Below are 22661 nucleotides of genomic sequence, written 5' to 3' on the forward strand. Positions count from 1 at the left end.
CAGCCCGCGTTGCCTGTTAAGGCAGCGCGGGCTTTTTCGTTTCCGGGGGTTACGCTTCGGCAGGGATGACTTCGAGCACGCGGATCTGCTCAGGCGTCGGGTAATGCCAGCGCACGTCCAGATCCCAGAACTGCGCGCCGTACTCGCGTTCCGGCACCGGGGTTTGATACGCCGGACGCGGATCCTGGGCCAGACACTGTTCAATCAACGCCACCAACGGTTCATCAAGACGCTGAGCGTGTGCGTGCGCCTGTTGCAGCGCGGAATCCGTCCACTGCACGTCAATCAGCTGTGGCGCAGCGCTGGCGATGCTGTTGGCAGCCTCGGGAATGATGTCGGCGTAAGGCACGTAGGGTTTGATGTCGAGAACCGGCGTGCCGTCGAGCAAGTCGATGCCGGAGATGAACAGGCGATTGGCTTCGACTTTGTCCAGTTTCACCACGGACTGGCCGATGCCATTAGGACGGTGTGTGGCGCGGGTGGCGAACACGCCCATGGACTTGTTGCCGCCCAAGCGGGGCGGACGGACTTTCAGTCGCGGTTTATCTTCCAGCGCTTGATGAAACAGGAACAGCAGCCAGACATGGCTGACCTGCTCCAGGCCTTGCATCGCGTCCCCCTGATCGAACGGCGCCACCAGTTCCAGCACACCTCGGGCGGCTGGGGCCAGTTGCGGTTGGCGGGGGATGGCGAATTTCTCCTTGAAGCAGGAGCGCACGAAGCCGATGGGGGAGACGCTGTAAGTCATGGTTTGCATTCGAAGCGGGGCAGGGTGGGCATGATAACCCGACAGCCCTCAAGTCTGGTGGTGGTAGGTCTGGCCTCTTCGCGAGGAAGCTCGCTCCCACAGTGGATCTATGTCGTGCACAAAACCCTGTGGGAGCGAGCCTGCTCGCGAAGGCCGCACCGCCAATCTCAGAGGCTGAACCCACCATCCAGCGGAATAATATTCCCCGTCATATAAGCCCCAGCCGTACTCGCCAGACTGATCGCCAGCGCCGCCATCTCCTCTTCACGCCCCCAACGCTTCATCGGAATCAGCGCCGTGTCCTCAGCCAATGCCTGCTGATCGCTGCCAATATGCTGCGTCATCTTGCTCGGAAAACGCCCCGGCGCGATCACGTTGACATTGATGTGCTGGCTCACCAGCTCCCGCGCGAGAATCCGCGACAACTGATGCAGGGCCGCCTTGCTTGGCCCATAGGCATACGCCTGCTCGCCAAACGAAGAAATCCCCGCCACCGAACCGATATTGATAATCCGCGCCGGATTCGCCGCCGAGCCGGCCTTGCGCAACAACGGCAGAAACTGCTGGATGCAGGTGAACACCGACGTTACGTTGAGCTGCATGACCTTTTCCCAGCCCTTGACCGGATAACTCTCCAACGGCGCGCCCCAAGTGGTGCCGGCATTGTTCACCAGAATATCCAGATGCGTGATCTGTTCGCCCAAGCGCGCGGCCAGTTCCTGCACGCCTTCTTCAGTCGCCAGATTCGCCGCCACGCCGTGGCACTTGCCCAAGGCGCTGAGTTCTTCAGCCGTTTGATGGCAGGCTTCGGCATCGCGCGAGCAGACATAGACTCGCGCGCCAGCCTCGACAAAGGCCTTGGCGATCATTTTGCCGATACCACGGGTGCCGCCAGTCACCAGAGCGGTGCGGCCTTGCAGGGAGAAATACGGGTGCATGGCGAGTCCTGAGGATTAGGGATCAGTACACCCTAGTCGTCAGCAGCACAAAGCGGAGCCATTATTTCTGGAGGGAATGAGCCGTCATGCGTTGCGGCGGCGACCATCAGTCGCCACCGCAGAAGGGGATCAGGCCGGGCGAACGCGCAGGGTCAGACCCTTGAGGAAGTTGCGCAGCAACTGGTCGCCGCACGGACGGTAGTTGGTGTGGCCGACCTTGCGGAACAGCGCGCTCAGCTCAGGCTTGGACACCGGGAACTCGGCGGCCTTGAGGATTGCGTGCATGTCGTCTTCTTTCAGTTCGAAGGCTACGCGCAGCTTTTTCAGGATGATGTTGTTGGTCACCGGCACTTCGATCGGCTGCGGCGGACGGCTTTCGTCCTTGCCACGCTTGAAGATCACCAGACCGTCGAGGAAGTGCGCGATGACTTCGTCCGGGCAGCGCACGAAACCTTCTTCGTCTTCTTCTTTCTTGTCGAGCCAGGTCACTACATCGGCGAGCGCTACGTCCATGCCGCCGAGCTTGATGATCTCGACAACCTTCTTGTCGCTGATGTCGAGCATGTAGCGCACGCTGCGCAATACGTCGTTATGAACCATGTGAGTAATCCTGATAAGCGTTGTGGGCAGCACGCAGGCGCGCTGCCGAAATGTGTGGCGGCAGTGGAAGTCTTAGAACTTCTCTTTGCCGGACAGGTAGCGCCATTGGCCGACCGGGACTTTGCCGATCGAGACGCCGCCGATGCGGATGCGGCGGATGCCGATGACCTTCAGGCCGACCGCTTCGCAGAACTGGGCGATGATTCCGGGCTGCGGGTTCTTCATGGCGAAGCGCAGACGGTTTTCGTTCTGCCAGCTGGCCTTGACCGGCGGCAGCTCCTTGCCCTTGTGGGTGAGGCCGTGCTGCAAGCGGTTGAGGCCGTGGGCGACCATGTCTCCTTCGACTTCAACCACGTATTCCTGCTCGATCTTCGCGGCGTCAGCGGTGAGCTTGCGCAGGATTTTCCAGTCCTGAGTGAACACCAGCAGACCGCTGGCCTTGGGCTGCAGATCGGCGCTGGCGGTCAGGCGCAGGAAGTGCCCGCGCAGAGGGCGTTTGCTGAAGCGGTGTTCTTCGCTGAGGGTTTCGGCGCTCAGCGATTGCATGGCGGTTTCAACGTCCATGCCGGCAGGGGCGTTGAGCAGGATGGTCACCGGCTCCGGCGCGGTGGCCTTGGCGTCCTTGTCGAGCTCGACCTTCTGGTCGCCGACCTTGAATTGCGGCTCGTCAATCACTTCGCCGTCCACGGTGACCCAGCCGCCCTCAATGAACAGCTCGGCCTCCCGGCGGGAGCAACCGACCAGTTCGATGAGGCGTTTGGAGAGGCGAATCGGGTCAGTCATGACAGGGCCGTAACAAAAAAGGGGTGGGCATTGTACCTGTGTGGCGCCGGTTAAGCCCGGTTCCATTTACAGGCTGTTCGCAATTCCCTGTGGGAGCCAGCCTGCTGGCGATTGCATCACCGCGGTGTATCTGACTGACCGCGTCGCCTGCATCGCTAGCAGGCTAGCTCCCACAGTTGTTTTGGATTGTGTCAACCGTTACTGGAGCGCTGCTGGTTCTGGCGCAAACGCATATGCAACAACGGATACGGCTGGCCCATGCCATCGACCTCCGAGCGGCCGATTACCTCGAAACCCTGCTTGAAGTAGAAGCCCAAGGCCTGCGGGTTCTGCTCGTTGACGTCCAGCTCATCGGCATTCAGATGCTGCATGGCATAGTTGAGCAGTTTCTTGCCCAAGCCCTGACCGCGATGCTCAGGATCGATAAACAGCATCTCGATCTTGCCCGCCGCGACTCCGGCAAACCCGGTGATGCGCTGGTCGGCGTCCTTGGTGCAAACCAGCATCACCGCATCGAGATAACGCGTGAGCACCAGATTGCGCAGCAGCTCGATATAGCTGTCCGGCAGAAAGTCATGGGTGGCGCGGACCGAGGCCTCCCAGACCCGGGTCAGTTCCTGATAATCGCTGAGTTTCGGCGTGTGGATGACCGAATGGTGACGCATGCCTGTCTGCCTCTTGTCCGTTTCAAGGGAGTCCGTCCCCCGCTAAACGATAGCCGTAAAAAAGCCCCGCATCTCGTAAAAAGAGCGGGGCTTTCTGTATTTGTTGCGGTATCTGGCTGGCTATTTCTGTCGCCAGCAAGATCTCTCCCCCTCACCCCAACCCTCTCCCCCAAGGGGGCGAGGGGGAAGGGAGCTGATCTTCATGCTGTTCAAAACCTGAGCCCGACTGGATATTTCTAGTCGCCGCAATTCGAAAGAACACCTCGATCAGTCCCCTCTCCCCCAAGGGGGCGAGGGGGGAAGGGCGCAGATCTTCGTGCTGTTCAAAACCTGAGTTCGACCGGATGGCTCAGGTCGGTGCAGCACGCAAGAACACATAGATCAGTCCCCGCGCCCTCTGGGAGAGGGCGAGGGGGAAGGGAGCTTATCTTCGTGCTGTTCAAAACCTGAGTTCGACTCGAACGTTCAGGTCGGTGCAGCTCGCAAGAACACCTCAATCAGTCCCCTCTCCCTCTGGGAGAGGGCTAGGGTGAGGGGCTTTTGATCTTCAGGTCAGATCTGCTCAGCCCACAGGTCATACTCGTCAGCGTCAGTAACCTTGCACCAGACCTTGTCACCCGGCTTCAGATTGCTGCCGTTATCAATAAACACGTTGCCATCGATTTCCGGGGCATCGAAGAAGCAGCGGCCGACCGCGCCTTGCTCGTCGACTTCGTCCACCAGCACTTCGATTTCACGGCCGATACGCATTTGCAGGCGTGCCGAGCTGATCGCTTGCTGGTGCGCCATGAAGCGATCCCAACGATCCTGCTTGACGTCGTCCGGTACGATCTCCAGATCCAGATCATTCGCCGGAGCGCCATCCACCGGCGAGTACTGGAAGCAACCGACGCGGTCGAGCTGGGCTTCGGTCAGCCAGTTCAGCAGGTACTGGAAGTCTTCTTCGGTTTCGCCCGGGAAGCCGACGATGAAGGTCGAACGGATGATCAGGTCCGGGCAGATTTCGCGCCAGTTCTTGATGCGCGCCAGGGTCTTGTCTTCGAAGGCCGGGCGTTTCATCGACTTCAATACTTTCGGGCTGGCGTGCTGGAACGGGATGTCCAGGTACGGCAGGATCTTGCCGGCGGCCATCAGCGGGATCAGCTCGTCAACGTGCGGGTACGGGTAAACGTAGTGCAGACGCACCCAGACGCCGAGGGTGCTCAGGGCTTCGCAGAGTTCGGTCATGCGGGTTTTCACCGGCGCGCCGTTCCAGAAACCGGTGCGGTATTTCACGTCAACGCCGTAGGCGCTGGTGTCTTGCGAGATCACCAACAGCTCTTTGACGCCGGATTTGACCAGACGCTGAGCTTCGTCGAGCACATCACCCACCGGACGGCTGACCAGTTTGCCGCGCATCGACGGGATGATGCAGAAGCTGCAGCTGTGGTTGCAGCCTTCGGAAATCTTCAGGTACGCGTAGTGGCGCGGGGTCAGCTTGATGCCTTGCGGCGGCACCAGGTCGATCAACGGGTTGTGATCCTGACGCGGCGGTACGACTTCGTGCACGGCGTTGACCACTTGTTCGTATTGCTGCGGACCGGTCACGGCCAGCACGCTCGGGTGCACGTTGCGGATGTTGCCTTCTTCCACGCCCATGCAACCGGTGACGATGACCTTGCCGTTTTCCTTGATCGCTTCGCCGATCACTTCCAGCGACTCAGCCTTGGCCGAATCGATGAAACCGCAGGTGTTGACGACTACCACGTCGGCGTCCTGATAGGTGGACACCACGTCATAGCCTTCCATGCGCAGCTGGGTCAGGATGCGCTCGGAGTCGACCAGTGCTTTCGGGCAACCCAGAGATACAAAGCCAACCTTTGGATTGGCCGGCGCGGGAGTGGTGGACATGTCTAACCTCGGTATTTTGTGACATCGCTTTCTTGGTGCGAAAGCCGACGGACGGGCGCTTAGGGCGCGCCTCTGATCAAAAAGTGCGCAATTCTAGCGGCGAGCAACGCACTTGACCAGCTTTATGCAGGGAAATACGACGAGTGCTGCGCTATGCTTCGCGCCGTTGAGCTTTACCAATTTTTTACAGTCAACAAAACGTCTGTAACAACAGGTAAAACAGCGCATGCTGCACCACAAAGCATAGTGCTTCATTCAAGAAGCCGGTTCTGAGAAGTAGGAGTGTTGGATGGGTCAGGCAAGTAGTCATGCGGCAGGCGCCGAGGGTTCGGCCTCCAAGCCGCTGAGCATGCTGGTCGCGGCGGTCGGGGTGGTTTACGGCGACATCGGCACGAGCCCGTTGTACACCCTCAAAGAAGTGTTTTCCGGCGCTTACGGCGTATCGGTCAATCACGATGGCGTGCTGGGCATTCTGTCGTTGATCTTCTGGTCGCTGATCTGGGTCGTGTCGATCAAATACATGATGTTCGTGCTGCGCGCCGACAACCAGGGCGAGGGCGGCATCATGGCGCTCACCGCACTGGCGCGACGGGCGGCAGGGCATCGCAAGAAATTGCGCTCGTTGTTAGTGGTTTGCGGGCTGATCGGCGCGGCGCTGTTTTATGGCGACAGCATGATCACCCCGGCGATTTCCGTACTGTCGGCGATTGAAGGTCTGGGGCTGGCATTCGATGGCATCGACCATTGGGTGGTGCCGTTGTCGCTGGTGGTACTGGTGGCGCTGTTTCTGATTCAGAAACACGGTACGGCGCGGATTGGCATTCTGTTCGGGCCGATCATGGTCACCTGGTTCCTCGTCCTCGGCGCCCTCGGTGTATATGGCATCAGTCACGCGCCAGAAGTGCTGCATGCGATGAACCCGATCTGGGCGGTGAATTTCTTCGTGGTTCATCCGGGCATGGGCGTAGCGATCCTCGGCGCCGTGGTGCTGGCGCTGACCGGTGCCGAAGCGCTGTACGCCGACATGGGCCACTTCGGCCGCAAGCCGATTGCCCGCGCCTGGTTCATCCTGGTGTTGCCGGCGCTGGTGCTCAACTACTTCGGTCAGGGCGCCTTGCTGCTGGAAAACCCGGAAGCAGCGCGTAACCCGTTCTATCTGCTGGCACCGAGCTGGGCGCTGATTCCACTGGTCGGTCTGTCAACGCTGGCCACGGTGATTGCCTCGCAAGCGGTGATTTCCGGTGCATTTTCCCTGACCCGTCAGGCGATCCAGCTCGGTTACATCCCGCGCATGTACATCCAGCACACTTCCAGCGACGAGCAGGGCCAGATCTATATCGGCGCGGTGAACTGGGCGCTGATGGTCGGCGTGGTCCTGTTGGTGCTGGGCTTCGAATCCTCCGGCGCACTGGCCTCGGCTTACGGCGTGGCGGTGACTGGCACCATGCTGATGACCACCATTCTGGTGTCGGCAGTGATGCTGCTGCTGTGGAAATGGCCGCCGATCCTCGCGGTGCCGGTGCTGATCGGCTTCCTGCTGGTGGACGGTCTGTACTTCGCCGCCAACGTGCCGAAGATTGTGCAGGGCGGTGCTTTCCCGGTCATTGCCGGTATCGCGCTGTTCGTGCTGATGACCACTTGGAAACGAGGTAAGCAGTTGCTCGTCGATCGCCTCGACGAAGGAGCGCTGCCGCTGCCGATCTTCATCAGCAGCATTCGCGTGCAACCGCCGCATCGTGTGCAGGGCACTGCTGTGTTCCTCACCGCGCGCTCCGACGCCGTGCCGCATGCGCTGTTGCACAACCTGCTGCATAACCAGGTACTGCACGAGCAAGTGGTGTTGCTGACGGTGGTCTACGAAGACATCCCGCGCGTACCGCCATCGCGGCGCTTCGAAGTCGAGGCCCACGGCGAAGGCTTCTTCCGGGTGATCCTGCACTTCGGCTTCACCGACGAGCCGGATGTGCCGCAGGCGCTGAAGCTGTGTCATCTGGATGATCTGGACTTCAGCCCGATGCGCACCACGTACTTCCTCAGCCGCGAAACGGTGATTGCCTCGAAACTTGAGGGCATGGCGCGTTGGCGTGAAGCGCTGTTTGCGTTCATGTTGAAGAATGCCAATGGGAACTTGAGGTTCTTTAATTTGCCGTTGAACCGGGTAATTGAGCTCGGCACGCAGGTAGAAATGTAAGCCTGGCCTCAACTGAAAAGCCCCCTTCGGCCTAGTGGCTGGCGGGGGCTTTTTTGTCGGCGGCAACTTCAGATCAAAAGATCGCAGCCTTCGGCAGCTCCTACATGGAATGCGAAACCTGTAGGAGCTGCCGAAGGCTGCGATCTTTTGATCTTCAAACCTCTACAAGCTTTCAGGCATCTCTGATTCAGACTCGGTCTTCGTCCGCGCAGGTCGTGGCATCAACGCCTGAATCACATCATCAATCAAGGCTTTGCCCATCACCGTCAGGTAATGCGCAGCCCAGGCATGGCGGTCGGTGTCTCTGATGAAGGCAGCGTCTTCTGCGAAGGATTTGGCGAGGGATAGCAGGTCGGAGGATTGCGACAAGGCATCGATGATCGGGATGCCGGAGCGGACGTTGAAGAACGCTTGATCCGCGTTGTAGAGGAAAGGGGTGAAGCCGATGGTTTTAAGATCAGATGGATTGTTCATTGTCAGGTCCCTTGATTTCGAGAGCTGCCGCATCCGATACCAAGCGAATGGGTGGCAGCTGTGCGCAGGTTGGTAAACCGGGGAACCAAGGAAACCGGCACGCTCGAAAGCGTCCCACACACAGCTGCCATAACACAGGGGCTCGGACGGGATTTCGCCTGAGTCGTGTCGGGTGCGCTGTTGCGCCTTATTCCACCGGGTTACCAAGCCCGATCGCTGAATGGGTCAACGACGTCCGGAGAGTATCCCGTCAAAAAACAGCGCAATAGAGCGGCAGAGCGTCCAAACACGAGTTTCGGAGTTTGCCTACAAGGTCTGTGGGCGTCATCTGATATTGCGAGACTGGAAGTAAACGATACTAAACGTCTGACACGAACTGGCGTGTGCAAATGAGCGAGGCATGTATGACGGCATCATCGGAACAAGAAAAGCAGGATGATCTCGAGAACCTTCGAATTGAAGCCGAAGCGATGGAACGATTGATCAACCTCGATCCGGCTCAAGTGATCAGCCATGACGATATGCGGGCAAAGTACGCCTGTGAGGATTGACGATTATTTGAATCCAGCGCAATTCCTCTGTGGGAGCGAGCCTGCTCGCGAAGGCGTAGTGTCAGTCGACGAATCTGTAAACTGACCCACCGCGTTCGCGAGCAGGCTCGCTCCCACAGGGGATTTTCGTGGCCGCTGGATTGTAAAAAGCCCCCGCAACCGTGAAGTTGCGGGGGCTTTTTATGGGCGTGGCTCAGATCACTCTTCGGCGACCGAGTCCTTGCTCTGACGCTTCTCGATCAAGTCCACCAGACGCTTGGCCAGCGCCGGGTAGTTCTCATCGAAGTGGTGGCCGCCAGGCAGTTTCACTGCTTCGCCAACGGCAGTCTTGTCCGTGCAGCCACTTTCATCCGTCTCTTCTTCACCATAGATGCACACAACCTTGGCCGGTGGCAGCTTGGCCATTTCCGGGCCGGTGGCGGCTTCTTTGCCGGCGTTACCCAGCCAGCCTTCGACTTCGATTTCGAAGCTGCCGGTGCGGGCGAAGGCGAGCAGGATGATTGCGTCGACGCGTTGCTGCTCGGTTTCCGGCAAGCGGTTGTAGATCGCCGGCAGGACGTCAGCACCGAACGAGTAACCGGTGAGGATGAAGCGCTTGGTGCCCCATTTCTGCCGGTAGTGCTGCATCAGTTCGGTCAGATCCAGTGCGCTTTGCTCCGGGCTCTTGTGCTGCCAGTAGTAGCGCAGGGTGTCGATGCCGACCACCGGGTAGCCTATCTTGGCCATTTCACCGGCCACGTCGCGGTCGAGGTCGCGCCAGCCACCGTCACCGGAGAGGAACAGGGTCACGGTGTCTTTGGCTTGGCCGGCCGGCACTTCAACCACCGGGATCGCCAGACCGCCGTTGGCCTTGTCGCCGCCAACGAGGATTTTACGCAGTTCGTTGTTCAGCACTTGCGGCAGGTTGATGTCGTAGTCGCTGATGCTGGTTTCGGCGTTCGGTTGGTCGCGTACGAAACCTGCGCTGGCGTCGTCCGGGTTATCGTTCCACGCCACCAGCCAGTGGCCGTGGGCGGCGGATTTCGGCAGCAGGTGGGTGCAGCCACCTTTTTCCAGCGCGAGGTCGACGGACACGGCTTGAGCCTTGTCATCTTTCTGTTCCGACAACCAGCGCCAGGCCAGCACGGCCCCTGGGCCAATGCCACTGACCAAAGTAGCCGGACCGTTCAGTTCACGCAGGCCCGATTGCAGGGCGCGGCTTTGCAGCAGGCAGTCTTTCGGCAGAATCACCTGAACGATCTGCGCCGAGGCGCTGCGGCTCAGGGTGGTCAGTTGTTTTTCAGAGAGTTTCTGGTCGTCGTTGACCGCAACCAGCACTTGAGCCTTTGGCTTGGTGCCAGGGATGACGCGGGTCATGGCGGCGCCATCGGCCGGGTTGAGCTGTTCGACGGTCGGTTCCGGTGCCGGGCGTTTGAGGTACCAGAAACCGCCGCCGGCAATCACGGCCAGCACGATCAGTGCAGCCAGGATGTACTTCAGGGAGCGTTGAATCATCAGCGTTTCACCAATCCAGTCAAGCCGCCCGCGATCAGGGCAGCAGTGTCGGCCAGCGCCACCAGCGGATCGAGTCCGGCGGGCACGGCCATATAACGGGGTTCCCAGTCAGGCTGGAACTTGTCTTTGAAGCGGCGCAAGCCTTGGAAGTTGTACAGCTGCTCACCACGGCGGAAAACCATCGAGCCCAGACGCTGGGTCAGCGGTGCACCACGGCGGGGTTGCAACCCCGACAACGGCACCATGCCCAGGCTGAAGCGCGCGTATCCGTGACTCTTATAGTGTTGAATCAGGCCGACCATCATGAATTCCATGGTCAGCTTCGGCGCATCCGGGTGCGCGCGCATCAGGTCGAGACTGGCCAGGTCATGGCTATAAGTTTCGAGCAGGTTGGCGAACGCCACCGGGCGACCTTCGAAGCGAATCACCGCGATGCGGAAATGCTTCAGGTAATCGTCGCTGAAACGGCCGAGGGAGAAACCTTTCTCGCGCACGTTCTTGCCGGTCAGCCACGCATCGGAAATCACTTTCAGCTCATCCATCGGCGCCTGACCCGGCTCGTGGATCTCCAGCGACAAACCATCGCGGGTGCCTCGGTTCCAGGTGTAACGCAGATCCTTCATCTCTTTGCCCTTGGCTTCCAGGTCAAAGCGCAGCAGATCGACCCGGGCTTCTTCGCCGAGTTTGATCGCGGTCAGGCCGATGTCCATGTAGTACGGCAGGTTCTCCGCGCGCACCTGGTAGAACACCGGGCGAGCGTGGTGAATGTCACAGAGGTCGCGGAACTGCCAGATCATCTCGGCACGTTGCTGGCCGGGGCCGATCGGGTCGTACAGCGCCACGAGGCTGCGACCACGGCGCGCGTACATCAGGAACGCTTCGTCGTTCTGATGAAACAGCAACGCCTTGTCACCAGTCAGCGCGAGGCCACCGTCGGGTTGCGACGACGCCATCAGAATCTTCGCCGCACGATCGAGTTCGTCAGGCGTCGGCAGGTGAATGACCGGGCGCGCGGTGCGCAGCAGCCAGGTCAACGCGATCACCAGCAGCAGGACGGCGGCGCCGAGCAGCGAACGCAGGCCACGTGGCGCGTCAGCGTCGAGGGTGAACTGCCACCACAGTTGATGGCTGTACGGCACGTCCTGATAAGCGAACAGCAGCAGCCATGTCGAAGCGCCGAGCACACAGAGGCTGGCCACTAGGTACAGCGGCGAGAACGGCAGTTCGGTCAGGCGACTCGGGCGATAGAACGAGCGACGGAACACGCCGAGCAGCGCTGCCGTCAGGGTCATCAGTGTCGCCTCTTCCCAGTCAAAACCTTTGAGCAGCGAGAGCAGGGCGCCAACCAGCAGCAGAATGGTGGTCAGCATCCACGCGGCCGACAGGCGACGACGCAGACCCTGAGCGAGCATCAGGCAGAGCACGCCGATCAGGCTGGCGCCAAAGTGCGAAGCGTCCACCAGACGATGCGGGATCAGAAAGCCGATGTGCTCCAGACGTGTGTCGATCTCGGGAGTAGCGCCGGAAAACAGCAGCACCACACCGGACAGGAACACCAGCACCGCCAGAATCGGTGCGGCCAGACCGGACGCGGCGCGCATGGTCTGGGTCTGGAACAGGCGCTGACCTTCGTTGATCAGCAGGAATACGCAGGCCACCAGCAGCGGCAGCACCACATAGATCAGGCGATACAGCAGCAGGGCGGCGGCCAGTGGCGCGGCACCGAGTTTGTCGGCGAAGGCGGCCAGCAGAATCGCTTCGAACACACCGACGCCGCCGGGTACATGGCTGAGTACGCCGGCAGCCAGTGCCAGCAGATACACCAGCAGGAACGCGCCGAACGGTGGCGCTTCCGGCAGCAACAGATAAAGGACCGTGGCGGCAGCCGCGACGTCGAGGGCGGTAATGATCAGTTGCAGGAACGTCAGGCGACGCCCCGGCAAGCGCAGCGTGCGGCGGCCAACCCTGACCAGCAGGTTGTCGCGTAACGGTTGTTCCGGCAGGCGTCGACGGTAGATGCCGATGGCCAGTACTGCGCCAAGCAACAGCACGACAGCGGCGATAGTGCCGAGCAGGCCTTCGGACAAACCCAGCGCCTGCGAGGCAGCAGGCAGATCGCTCAGCGTTGCCAGTGCGGCCAGCGGCGGCAAGGCGCAGCCCAGCGACAAACTGGCGAACAAGGTCATGTGCGCGACTTCCGACGCGCCTAGGCCCAGTCGTGCATATAAACGGTAGCGCACCGAACCGCCGGACAGCAGCGACAGACCGATCGCATTGCCAATCGCAAACGCGGTGAAGCCGCCCAGCGCCAATGTGCGCGGCGGCAAGGTCACGCCGGCATAGCGGCTGGCCGACCATTCGTAGCCCAGTAGAATGATGAAGCCGACCACAGTCGCAGCAAACGCACCGAGCAGGGCGGGTTTCGGCACGTCGAGAATCGAGTCGTGCAGCGCATCGAGATCAAGCTCGGCAAGCAGATGACGACAGGCAATCAGCGCAATGGCAAACAGCAACAGCGTGACCGCCAGACCGATGGGTTGCCGGTATTTGCTCAACCGATCCAGCAAGCGCAGGCGCTCGGGTTTGATCGGGTGTTCCGCTGTGACGGTGTCTTGTGGATCAGACGAGTTGGCGCGCATCAATCACCTCTTGGATTGTGCGCGACAGGATGGAGGTATCCAGCCAAGTTACCAATCCCTGTAGAAAAAAATAATCACAAAATACTACGCCTCTCACCGGGTATCGGCGAGGGCAGTTCCTGGATTGCAGACGTCTTGCCTGCGACTCAAGCATAGTCGCAAGTGAGTACTTCTGAAGATCCCAAGCGGTTCACTGCACAGTGACAGATCATTGTTGCGAAAGGACTTTTTCAACAGATACAAAAAAGGCCACTCTTTCGAGTAGCCTTTTTTGATGTTTGGTTGCGGGAGCCGGATTTGAACCGACGACCTTCGGGTTATGAGCCCGACGAGCTACCAGACTGCTCCATCCCGCGTCTGTGTGGCGGCATTCTACAGGCGAACGGCGAGGTGTCAACCGCTAATCCCGTAAAGGGTCAAATAAGTGTGCAATCGCGTCAAACGGTCGCAGGTAGCGCGTTAAGTTTCGGAAATGCAACGAATTCCTGTTTGGCGATCGCTTTCTCTATAAGAAGAGTAAATCGACAAAACAGACGCGCACAAAAAAGGCCACTCTTTCGAGTAGCCTTTTTTGATGTTTGGTTGCGGGAGCCGGATTTGAACCGACGACCTTCGGGTTATGAGCCCGACGAGCTACCAGACTGCTCCATCCCGCGTCTGTGTGTCGGCATTCTACAGAGGAACGCCGGGGTGTCAACCCGTAATCTGGATAAAAACTGTTGAGGTTCAATCGGTTAGCGCTTTTTGTCGGGTGTTTTTCCGGGCGCAGGGTAGGCGGGGCAAGGCTTTCAGCTCTATTGGAGGCCGTTTTTCGATTGAGAAAATAAATTCAAAGGCCTTTTCCCACGCGCGGAAAAGAACATTCATACCACTGGTGCTATATACAGGTGTCAGTGAGATACTGCCCATCCGGCTCGCCACGTTTCCTTTTCTGACATGACTCAGCGAAAAATCATCCACATCGACTGCGATTGTTTTTACGCCGCCATCGAAATGCGCGATGACCCGCGTCTGGCCGGCAAGCCGTTGGCAGTGGGCGGTTCGGCGGATCGGCGCGGGGTGATCGCCACCTGCAACTATGAAGCGCGCGCGTATGGTGTGCGTTCGGCGATGGCCTCGGGGCATGCACTGAAGTTGTGTCCGGACCTGACCATCGTCAAGCCGCGAATGGATGCCTATCGCGAAGCCTCGAAAGAAATTCACACGATCTTTGCCGATTACACCGACTTGATCGAGCCGCTGTCGCTGGATGAGGCCTATCTGGATGTCTCCGACAGCGCGCATTTTGGCGGCAGCGCTACACGCATTGCCCAAGATATCCGTCGCCGGGTCTCCAATCAGTTGCACATCACCGTTTCCGCTGGCGTGGCACCGAACAAGTTTTTAGCGAAGATCGCCAGTGACTGGAAAAAACCCAACGGGCTATTCGTGATTACGCCGGATCAGGTCGAAGACTTTGTCAGCGATTTGCCGGTCAGCAAACTGCATGGCGTCGGCAAGGTCACCGCCGACAAGCTGGGCAAGTTCGGCATTGTCGATTGCTCGCAGTTGCGCGAGTGGGACAAATTGGCGCTGGTGCGCGAATTCGGCAGTTTTGGCGAGCGACTGTGGAGTCTGGCCCGTGGGATCGATGACCGGTTGGTGCACAACGACAGTCGGCGTCAGTCAATCAGCGTGGAAAATACCTACGACGTTGATCTGCCGGATCTGCGCAGTTGCCTCGACAAACTGCCAGAGCTGCTGGAAACCCTGAAAACCCGCATGGCACGGATCGACAGCAGTTATCGGCCGGGCAAGCCGTTCGTCAAAGTGAAGTTTCATGATTTTACCCAGACCACGCTGGAGCAGGCCGGGGCAGGGCGGGATCTGGGCAGTTATCAGTTGATGCTGACGCAGGCGTTCAATCGCGGCGGGAAACCGGTGCGGTTGCTGGGGGTTGGGGTAAGGCTTGAGGATTTGCGCGGAGGGTTTGAACAGATGGAGTTGTTTGAGCGGTAGATTTGCGGTGTTTGTCAGGGCCTCTTCGCGAGCAGGCTCGCTCCCACATTTGGAATGTATTCCACCCTGTGGGAGCGAGCCTGCTCGCGAAGCTTTTAGCTTTTGCTGTTAATTCGGTCCCGGATCAGCCACCAATCGCCCGGCATCCTTGGTCAGCGACTTGAGAAACTCAGTCTGCAACTCAGGATCGTTGCGCGTCAGTTCGATCAGGCTTTGTTCCAGCTCGCTGGCTTCTTCTTCCAGACCCAGTTCCGACAGACGTTTGACCCGGTGTACCCACTGGCTCACTTCGTCGTCTTCCAGATCGTCGTAAATCAGCCCGTGCGCTTCCAGCAACTTGCCACGCAGATGACTGCTGATCATCAGCGACGAATCAGAGTGCACGTCATCTTTGGCATCTTCGACGCTGATCTGCAGTTTGCCTACATGATTGAGGTCATTTTCGGCAAACGGACTGTCGAGCAGGTTCAAGCGCAGAACACCGTTGCGATCGGTGGTCATGTCGAAGGTCTGCTTGCCAGCCTTGACCTGCACCGGGCGCTCGCTCCATGGCAGGCTCGAATACTCCGTGCGCTTGTCGCGCTGGACTTCATCGATACCGGCGAGGTTCTGTTGCGCACGACCGTTGGACTGTACGTTCATGAACGGGTTGAGCCCGGCAAAACCGTAGCTCAGCCAGTCTTTGGTCACGCTGTCCGGCAGATTGCCGAGGGCAAACACGTTGACCACGTTGGCGCCGACGCCACCGACTACGGCCACCGCGCCCAGCGGGATCTCGTAGACCTCCCGCCAAGGCTGGTAGGGCGTGTAGCGATCGTAGCGACGCGTCACTTCGAACTCGGTGACTTCGAAAGTCTTCTGTTCGTTGATCTTCACGCGTCGCTGCGGCAGCTCAAGCTCCTTGGGCTCACCGACATCAATCTGCAGGCTATGGTCGAGCAACTTTCGCTCGACCCGCTCTTCGTGCTCGCTGCGTTGTGACATGTGATTGGCACAGCCGCTGACCAGCAGGGCACCGCACAGGGCGGTGCCTCCGAGGCCTAAGGTGTTTCGCTTGAACATGACGTCTCTATCTGGTTTCAGCGGCGGATACGGGCCTGCAGGAAGGACAATACGTCAGCCACTGGCAATGCTTGCGCTTCGCCTTCGGTACGGCTCTTGTATTCCAGGTTGCCTTCGGCGAGGCCGCGGTCGCTGACCACGATCCGGTGAGGAATGCCGATCAGCTCCATGTCCGCGAATTTGATACCCGGGCTGGTTTTCTTGTCGCGATCGTCCAGCAGCACTTCGAAGCCGGCCGCCGTCAGTTCGGCGTACAGCTTATCGGTGGCTTCGCGCACCTGCTCGGTTTCATAGCGCAGCGGTACCAGAGCAATCTGGAACGGCGCCAGGGTGTCGCTCCAGATGATGCCGTTTTCGTCGTTGTTCTGTTCGATGGCAGCTGCCACCACGCGGGACACGCCGATGCCGTAGCAGCCCATTTCCAGGGTGACTGGCTTGCCGTTCTCGCCCAGCACTTCGCACTTCATCGCCTTGCTGTACTTGTTGCCCAGCTGGAAGATGTGCCCGACTTCGATGCCGCGCTTGATTTCCAGCGTGCCTTTGCCGTCCGGGCTTGGGTCACCGGCGACTACGTTACGCAGGTCAGCCACGGTTGGAACCGGCAGATCACGCTCCCAGTTCACGCCGAAGTAGTGCTTGTCGTCGATGTTTGCGCCGATACCGAAGTCGCTCATCAGTTCGACCGAGCGGTCGATGATGATTGGCAGCGGCAGGTTCAGCGGGCCGAGCGAACCGGCGCCGGCGCCAATCGCGTCACGCAGTTCGGCATCGGTGGCCATGACCAGCGGGCTGGCAACGCCCGGTTGCTGGGCAGCCTTGATTTCGTTGAGTTCGTGGTCGCCTCGAATCACCAGCGCGATCAGCTTGCCTTCTTCTTCGGCACGCACGATCAGGGTCTTGATGGTCTTTTCAATCGGCAGATTGAATTTTTCCACCAGCGCCGCGATGGTTTTGGTGTCCGGGGTATCGACCAGACGCAGTTCTTCGGTCGCAGCAGCGCGCGAAGTTTCGCGTGGCACCGCTTCGGCTTTTTCGATGTTCGCCGCGTAATCGGAGCCGTTGCTGAAGACGATGTCGTCTTCGCCGGACTCGGCCAGTACGTGGAATTCGTGCGAGCCGGCGCCACCGATCGAACCGTTGTCGGCTTCAACCGGACGGAATTTCAAGCCAAGACGGCTGAACACGTTGCAGTAGGCCTGGTGCATACGGTCATAAGTGACCTGCAGCGACGCCTGATCAGCGTGGAACGAGTACGCGTCCTTCATGATGAATTCACGGCCACGCATCAAACCGAAGCGTGGGCGGATTTCGTCACGGAATTTGGTCTGGATCTGGTACAGGTTGATTGGCAGCTGTTTGTAGCTGCTCAACTCGTTGCGCATCAGATCGGTGATCACTTCTTCGTGGGTCGGGCCCGCGCAGAAGTCGCGACCGTGGCGGTCTTTGATGCGCAGCAGCTCAGGGCCATATTCTTCCCAGCGTCCCGATTCCTGCCACAGCTCGGCCGGTTGGGTGCTCGGCATCAACACTTCGAGAGAGCCGGCAGCGTTCATCTCTTCGCGAACGATGGCTTCAACCTTGCGCATTACCCGCAAGCCCATCGGCAGCCAGGTGTACAGGCCGGAGGCGAGTTTGCGGATCATGCCGGCGCGCAGCATCAGCTGATGGCTGATCACGACCGCGTCGGAAGGCGTTTCTTTCTGTGTGGCGAGCAAAAATTGACTGGTGCGCATGGTTGGCCGTTGTCGGTTGCTATGACTGGAAATGACTCCGCAGTGTACCGGCGAGTTTTGCCGACGTACAGGCGTGAGGTCAGTGGGGAGGCACGACGGCGGGATTCCTCCCGCCGTCGGCGAAACGTCTTACGATTCTTCTGTGGCCGGCGTCGGCACAGGCTCGGGCGTTGGCGTTGGGCCTTCGCGGCGGCTTTCCTGAAACCAGTGCAACGCGATCAGAATCAGCGTCGGCACGCCGAGCAGGGCGGTGATCAGGAAGAAGCTGTGATAGCCGAACTTTTCCACCAAAACCCCCGAATACCCGCCCATCAGGCGCGGTAGCAGCAGCATGATCGAGCTGAGCAGGGCGTATTGCGTGGCGGAGAACTTCAGGTTGGTCAGGCTCGACAGATAGGCAACAAACGCCGACGTCGCCAGGCCCGAGCTGAAGTTGTCGAGGGAAATGGTCACCATCAGCATCTGCAGGTTCGGGCCCATGTCGGCGAGCATGACGAACAGCAGGTTGGTGGCTGCCGAGGCCGCGCCGCCGATGAACAGGATCGGCAGAATGCCGAAGCGCACGATCAGCAGGCCACCCATGCCGGCGCCAACCAGCGTCATGATCAGGCCGAAGATCTTGCTGACGCTGGCAATCTGATCCTTGGTAAAGCCTTGGTCGATGTAGAACACGTTGGCCATGACGCCCATCACCGTGTCCGACATCCGATAGGTGGCGATCAGGCCGAGCAGCAGCAGCGCCTGCCAGCGATAGCGCAGAATGAAGTCATTGACCGGCGTCAGCACCGGCGCCAGGCCGCGACGGCCCATGGTCGACAGGCACAGACCGGTGAGCAGTGTGTAGAGAATCGCGCGCAGGAAAGCGCGGTCTTCCAGCAGCAGGTCAAGCGGACTCATGTCACCGAACAGCACGCTGGCGAAATCAGTGTTGTAGAGCTGGGTGAACATCGCCGGTACCGAGACCAGCAAGACGATCAGCACAAACACCGACATTAACTGATGCATGAAGGTGTAGCGCCCGGCCTGCAACTGCGTGCGTAGTGGAACCGGTGGCTCGCGCATCAACAGCGTGGTCAGCAGCGCGGGAATCATCAGTGCGCCGAACAGCGCGTAAGTGCCGGCCCAGGCTGAATGCTGATAATTGAAGCCGGTAGAGCCGAAGCCTTCCGCGAAGAACAAGGCGCCGGCCGTCGCCAGCAGTGCAGCGACACGGTAGCCGGACATATAACTGGCGGCGAGCGCGGCCTGACGGTTGTCTTCGGCGATTTCCAGGCGATAGGCATCCACCGCGATATCTTGAGTGGCGGAGGCGAAAGCGACGACGACTGCAATGGCAATCAGCCAGGACAGATGCTTCTGCGGATCGCAGAAACCCATGCCGATCAGGCCGAGAATCACCAGGGCTTGTGAGAGCACCAGCCACGAACGGCGACGGCCAAGCTTGCCCAGCAACGGCAGACGCCATTGGTCGAGCAAAGGTGACCAGACCCATTTGAACGCATAGGCCAGACCGATCAGGCTGGCATAGCCGATGGTTTCACGGGCCACACCGGCCTCACGAAGCCAGACGGAAAGCGTTGAAAACACCAGCATGTACGGCAGGCCGGCGGCGAAACCGAGCAACAACAGCACGAGCGTCGAAGGACTGGCATAAGCGGCTAGCGCGGCGCGCCAGGTTTTACGGGGCATGGGCTGAAGTCTGCCTCAAGATTGCGAAAACAAAGCGCGCACTCTAACCGCTGTGCTCTACCGGACGCCAGCCATGGCGCTGAATATCCACACGATTGTTCAGGACGGTGATGCCTTCCATGCGCAATCGGGCCCGTTGTTCATCGCCCGATGGGCTGCCCACCGGCAGGCTGATCCGACCGCCGGCGCCCAGTACACGGTGCCAGGGCAGTTTTGTATCGCCTGGCAACTGACTCAAGGTGCGGCCGACCCAGCGGGCGGCGCGCCCCAACCCGGCAAGTTCAGCTAACTGACCATAGCTGACGACTTTGCCTTCGGGCACTTGAGCAAGGGTGGAGTAGAGCGCCGTGCGTCGGATTTGCGCTTCACTGTCACGGTCGTGGGGCTGCTCTGTCACGGGCACGGTTCCTGAACATGGGCGGATTTGAAGCTTCAAGGGTAATCCGTCGGTGCGTAGTTGAGAAATGAACTCATTGGAAATCGTCCGGTCAGTCCTTGTCAGGGTCTTATTCCTACGGATAATGCCGACCTTTTCGCAAACTGAGCCCTAGATTCGCTTATGTTTTCCAGATCCTTGCTGTGCCTTGCTGTATTCAGCGCGTCCACGCCCCTGCTTGCCGACACCGTCTGGTTGAAGAACGGTGACAAGTTGAGCGGCACTATCACCGTGTTCGATGGCGGCAAGCTGTTGATCCAGACCAAATATGCCGGTGCGGTCACGATTGACTGGAAAGAGGTCAAGACCCTGGACAGCGATCAGCACCTGCTGGTCAAGCAGGATGCCTACACCGGAGAAGTGTCCAAGTCGCTGACGGCTGCCGAAGATGGCAAGGTCACCCTGGCCAACGGAGAGGCGCCGAAAACCGTCGAACTGGCGAGCATTCAGCAGATTCTCAAACCCAAACCGGTGGTCGAGGATCTGGTGTGGAAGGGTAATGTCGACCTGGCGCTGGACTATCAGCGCGCCGAGAAGGACACCGATGACTACGATGTCGGCTTCAAGACCTCAGCGCGTCATGGTCGCTGGCGTCATACCGCCGAAGGCGAGTACAACCGCGAAGTGCAGGACGACGAGACCACCACCAACAACTGGCGCGCCGAATATGCACTCGACCGCTTCCTGACGGATCAATGGTTCTGGCAGGGCCGCCTGAACTACAAGCGTGATCACATCGAAGAGCTGGCGCGTCAGCGCGTGGTCGGTACCGGTCCTGGCTACCAGTTCTGGGATGACGAGCTGGGCGCGTTCTCGCTGGGCTCGCTGCTCAACCGTACCGATTACGAGTATCGCGATGGCAGCAAGGACAACTTCTATTCCGTCGCGATGAAGTGGGATTACAACCGTTACCTGATTGGCAAGAAGGTCGAATTCTTCACCAACGGTGAAGTGGGCAAGCCGCTGTCGGGTGTTGCCGATTACGCGCTGGATGCCGAGATGGGCTTGCGCTACAAGGTCACCGATTGGGCCTCGCTCAATCTCAAGGCTGAGCGTGACATCATCAGCGGCACCAACGATGCCGATCTGAACAAGACCCGTTATACCGCCGGGTTTGGCGTGGCCTGGTAACGCACAAGCAAAAGATCGCAGCCTTCGGCAGTTCCTACAGAGGATTGATATACATCCTGTAGAAGCTGCCGAAGGCTGCGATCTTTTTTTGCGAGCTGAAAAACAGACGCCCACAAAAAAGCCCCGCTTTTAAGGGCGGGGCTCTTTTCTAAAGAAGCTACAAGTTAGATAACTTGTACTTCTTCAGCTTGCATGCCTTTCTGACCGCGGGTAGCGATGAAAGAAACCTGTTGGCCTTCTTTCAGGCTTTTGAAGCCGTCGGATTGGATAGCTTTGAAGTGAACGAACAGGTCGTCACCGGATTGTGGAGTGATGAAGCCGAAGCCTTTTTCATCGTTGAACCACTTAACGGTACCGGTTTGGCGATTAGACATGGTGTAACTCCTTGAACAAAGATAACTGCGACTCAGGAAGAACCCTGGCCGAGACTGAGTGCAAAGAGCAGGAAAAATTCTTGTAGATGGTTGGATCGAAATTCAACATATCGTGTAGAGATTCTCAGTGACACAAGCAACACAGTGACGCCACCTTAACCCAGTTTCCGAGAAGTGCCAATGCTTCTTGCGAAGGTTTCTCTGTTTTCGGGATCGGCGGTGTGACGGTTCGTCGCCAAAGCCCGTATTTCATGGGTGTTCGGCGAGAATTGCACCGCGCACTTTGAACCGGGCGGCGCGCCCGGTAAGATGCCGGACAGAATTTTTCCACCTCGCTATTCAGGACACCCCGCCATGAGCATCAAATCGGACAAGTGGATTCGCCGCATGGCGCAGGAACACGGCATGATCGAGCCGTTCGTCGAACGCCAGATGCGCGGCAGCGATGACAGCCGGGTGATCTCCTATGGTGTGTCGAGCTACGGCTACGACGTGCGCTGCACCAACCACTTCAAGGTGTTCACCAACATCAACTCGTCCATCGTCGACCCGAAAAACTTCGATCCGGGCAGCTTCGTCGACGTCCACAGCGACGTCTGCATCATTCCGCCGAACTCCTTCGCGCTGGCCAGCACCGTTGAATACTTCCGCATTCCACGCAATGTATTGACCATCTGCCTGGGCAAAAGCACCTACGCGCGTTGCGGCATCATCGTAAACGTCACGCCGCTCGAGCCAGAGTGGGAAGGCCACGTGACGCTGGAATTTTCCAACACCACCAACCTGCCGGCGAAGATCTACGCCAACGAAGGCGTGGCGCAGATGCTCTTCCTTGAATCCGACGAGGAATGTGAAGTGTCTTACAAGGATCGCGGCGGCAAGTACCAGGGCCAGCGTGGCGTGACCCTGCCGCGCACCTGATCGGCCCATCCGACAGATCGCGGGAATTCTTTGGCGGGCAGACACTCTATGGGGTGTACTGCCCGTTTTTGCTTTCGGCAAAACTGGCCTTCGCCGAGGAGTGCCCCATGAAGATCGATCCGCAAATCACTGCCGAACTGGCAAGGCTTGAGCCCAATCAGGTTGGCGTATTGGCCTGGTCATTGTTGGCGCATCCGTCGCTGAGCATGGCTGGCGGAATTCCCGGACAGCCCGATCCCGATACGCCCAACGAACAACCGACCGAGCCGGGCGAACCGACCCTTCCGGACGAGCCGCCACCGGCGCCTGTCGCCTGATAAGCCGTGAAAATGGTCAGCCAGACG

General features: G+C 59.3%; 20 protein-coding genes and 2 tRNA genes. 6 read left to right on the plus strand and 16 right to left on the minus strand.

Annotated elements, in window-relative coordinates:
• Nucleotides 1–49: 49 nt before the first annotated feature.
• From tsaA to rimO, 6 genes are all read right to left on the minus strand, one after another.
• Nucleotides 50–748: a tRNA (N6-threonylcarbamoyladenosine(37)-N6)-methyltransferase TrmO gene (gene tsaA, locus CCX46_RS06205; RefSeq protein ID WP_177413850.1), complete on the minus strand. Its 699-nt coding sequence runs from the start codon at nt 746–748 to the stop codon at nt 50–52.
• 167 nt (nt 749–915) lie between these two features.
• On the minus strand, nt 916–1686 hold the full coding sequence (locus tag CCX46_RS06210) for an SDR family oxidoreductase (RefSeq protein ID WP_127926074.1): 771 nt from the start codon (nt 1684–1686) through the stop codon (nt 916–918).
• A 129-nt stretch (nt 1687–1815) separates the two neighbouring features.
• On the minus strand, nt 1816–2286 hold the full coding sequence (locus CCX46_RS06215; RefSeq protein ID WP_101157969.1) for a DUF1456 family protein: 471 nt from the start codon (nt 2284–2286) through the stop codon (nt 1816–1818).
• Nucleotides 2287–2358: 72 nt separating this feature from the next.
• On the minus strand, nt 2359–3069 hold the full coding sequence (locus CCX46_RS06220; protein WP_127926075.1) for an rRNA pseudouridine synthase: 711 nt from the start codon (nt 3067–3069) through the stop codon (nt 2359–2361).
• Nucleotides 3070–3260: 191 nt separating this feature from the next.
• On the minus strand, nt 3261–3734 hold the full coding sequence (locus tag CCX46_RS06225) for a GNAT family N-acetyltransferase (RefSeq protein ID WP_127926076.1): 474 nt from the start codon (nt 3732–3734) through the stop codon (nt 3261–3263).
• A 552-nt stretch (nt 3735–4286) separates the two neighbouring features.
• Nucleotides 4287–5624, minus strand: a complete 1338-nt coding sequence (gene rimO, locus CCX46_RS06230) for a 30S ribosomal protein S12 methylthiotransferase RimO (RefSeq protein ID WP_095188906.1) — start codon at nt 5622–5624, stop codon at nt 4287–4289.
• A gap of 349 nt (nt 5625–5973) precedes the next feature.
• On the opposite strand from rimO, the gene CCX46_RS06235 reads away from it, so the two are divergent.
• Complete coding sequence (locus CCX46_RS06235) at nt 5974–7815, plus strand: potassium transporter Kup (RefSeq protein WP_371857960.1); 1842 nt, start codon at nt 5974–5976, stop codon at nt 7813–7815.
• A 162-nt stretch (nt 7816–7977) separates the two neighbouring features.
• On the opposite strand, the gene CCX46_RS06240 is transcribed toward CCX46_RS06235, so the two are convergent.
• The gene (locus tag CCX46_RS06240; RefSeq protein ID WP_127926077.1) at nt 7978–8289 is read right to left on the minus strand and encodes a DUF3077 domain-containing protein; all 312 of its coding nucleotides are present in this window, start codon (nt 8287–8289) and stop codon (nt 7978–7980) included.
• 404 nt (nt 8290–8693) lie between these two features.
• Between CCX46_RS06240 and CCX46_RS30675 the strand changes: the two genes are divergently transcribed.
• On the plus strand, nt 8694–8840 hold the full coding sequence (locus CCX46_RS30675; protein ID WP_177413841.1) for a hypothetical protein: 147 nt from the start codon (nt 8694–8696) through the stop codon (nt 8838–8840).
• 198 nt (nt 8841–9038) lie between these two features.
• Here CCX46_RS30675 and CCX46_RS06250 read toward each other — a convergent pair whose 3' ends face one another.
• From CCX46_RS06250 to CCX46_RS06265, 4 genes are all read right to left on the minus strand, one after another.
• Complete coding sequence (locus CCX46_RS06250) at nt 9039–10334, minus strand: virulence factor family protein (RefSeq protein ID WP_127926078.1); 1296 nt, start codon at nt 10332–10334, stop codon at nt 9039–9041.
• Nucleotides 10334–12973 (minus strand): bifunctional lysylphosphatidylglycerol flippase/synthetase MprF, encoded by a 2640-nt coding sequence (mprF, locus tag CCX46_RS06255; RefSeq protein WP_127926079.1) that lies wholly within the window; start codon nt 12971–12973, stop codon nt 10334–10336. The genes CCX46_RS06250 and mprF overlap by 1 nt, the downstream gene beginning before the upstream one ends.
• Nucleotides 12974–13252: 279 nt before the next feature.
• Nucleotides 13253–13329: transfer RNA gene (locus CCX46_RS06260), tRNA-Met, on the minus strand.
• A 223-nt stretch (nt 13330–13552) separates the two neighbouring features.
• Nucleotides 13553–13629, minus strand: a tRNA-Met gene (locus CCX46_RS06265).
• A 280-nt stretch (nt 13630–13909) separates the two neighbouring features.
• Here CCX46_RS06265 and dinB point away from each other — a divergent pair.
• Complete coding sequence (gene dinB / locus CCX46_RS06270) at nt 13910–14971, plus strand: DNA polymerase IV (RefSeq protein ID WP_127926080.1); 1062 nt, start codon at nt 13910–13912, stop codon at nt 14969–14971.
• 108 nt (nt 14972–15079) lie between these two features.
• Here the strand turns inward: dinB and CCX46_RS06275 are convergent, their stop codons facing one another.
• The 4 genes from CCX46_RS06275 to CCX46_RS06290 form a co-directional block, all read right to left on the minus strand.
• Nucleotides 15080–16033 carry a hypothetical protein gene (locus CCX46_RS06275; protein WP_077571384.1) on the minus strand — a complete coding sequence of 318 codons (954 nt, stop codon included), beginning with the start codon at nt 16031–16033 and terminating at the stop codon, nt 15080–15082.
• A gap of 17 nt (nt 16034–16050) precedes the next feature.
• Nucleotides 16051–17766, minus strand: a complete 1716-nt coding sequence (locus tag CCX46_RS06280) for a proline--tRNA ligase (protein ID WP_007918631.1) — start codon at nt 17764–17766, stop codon at nt 16051–16053.
• Between the two features lie 129 nt (nt 17767–17895).
• A complete protein-coding gene (locus CCX46_RS06285) occupies nt 17896–19455 on the minus strand; it encodes an AmpG family muropeptide MFS transporter (protein WP_095119224.1) in 1560 nt (519 codons plus the stop codon).
• A 43-nt stretch (nt 19456–19498) separates the two neighbouring features.
• A complete protein-coding gene (locus CCX46_RS06290; RefSeq protein WP_446730736.1) occupies nt 19499–19879 on the minus strand; it encodes an MGMT family protein in 381 nt (126 codons plus the stop codon).
• A 135-nt stretch (nt 19880–20014) separates the two neighbouring features.
• On the opposite strand from CCX46_RS06290, the gene CCX46_RS06295 reads away from it, so the two are divergent.
• On the plus strand, nt 20015–21022 hold the full coding sequence (locus CCX46_RS06295) for a DUF481 domain-containing protein (protein WP_127926081.1): 1008 nt from the start codon (nt 20015–20017) through the stop codon (nt 21020–21022).
• Between the two features lie 164 nt (nt 21023–21186).
• Here the strand turns inward: CCX46_RS06295 and CCX46_RS06300 are convergent, their stop codons facing one another.
• Nucleotides 21187–21396 carry a cold-shock protein gene (locus CCX46_RS06300; protein WP_002554837.1) on the minus strand — a complete coding sequence of 70 codons (210 nt, stop codon included), beginning with the start codon at nt 21394–21396 and terminating at the stop codon, nt 21187–21189.
• Nucleotides 21397–21750: 354 nt separating this feature from the next.
• Between CCX46_RS06300 and dcd the strand changes: the two genes are divergently transcribed.
• Both dcd and CCX46_RS06310 read left to right on the plus strand, forming a co-directional pair.
• Complete coding sequence (dcd, locus tag CCX46_RS06305; protein ID WP_007918616.1) at nt 21751–22317, plus strand: dCTP deaminase; 567 nt, start codon at nt 21751–21753, stop codon at nt 22315–22317.
• Nucleotides 22318–22424: 107 nt separating this feature from the next.
• Nucleotides 22425–22634: a hypothetical protein gene (locus CCX46_RS06310; protein WP_127926082.1), complete on the plus strand. Its 210-nt coding sequence runs from the start codon at nt 22425–22427 to the stop codon at nt 22632–22634.
• Nucleotides 22635–22661: the final 27 nt, after the last annotated feature.

The sequence above is a fragment of the Pseudomonas sp. RU47 genome (assembly GCF_004011755.1).
Lineage (GTDB): Bacteria > Pseudomonadota > Gammaproteobacteria > Pseudomonadales > Pseudomonadaceae > Aquipseudomonas.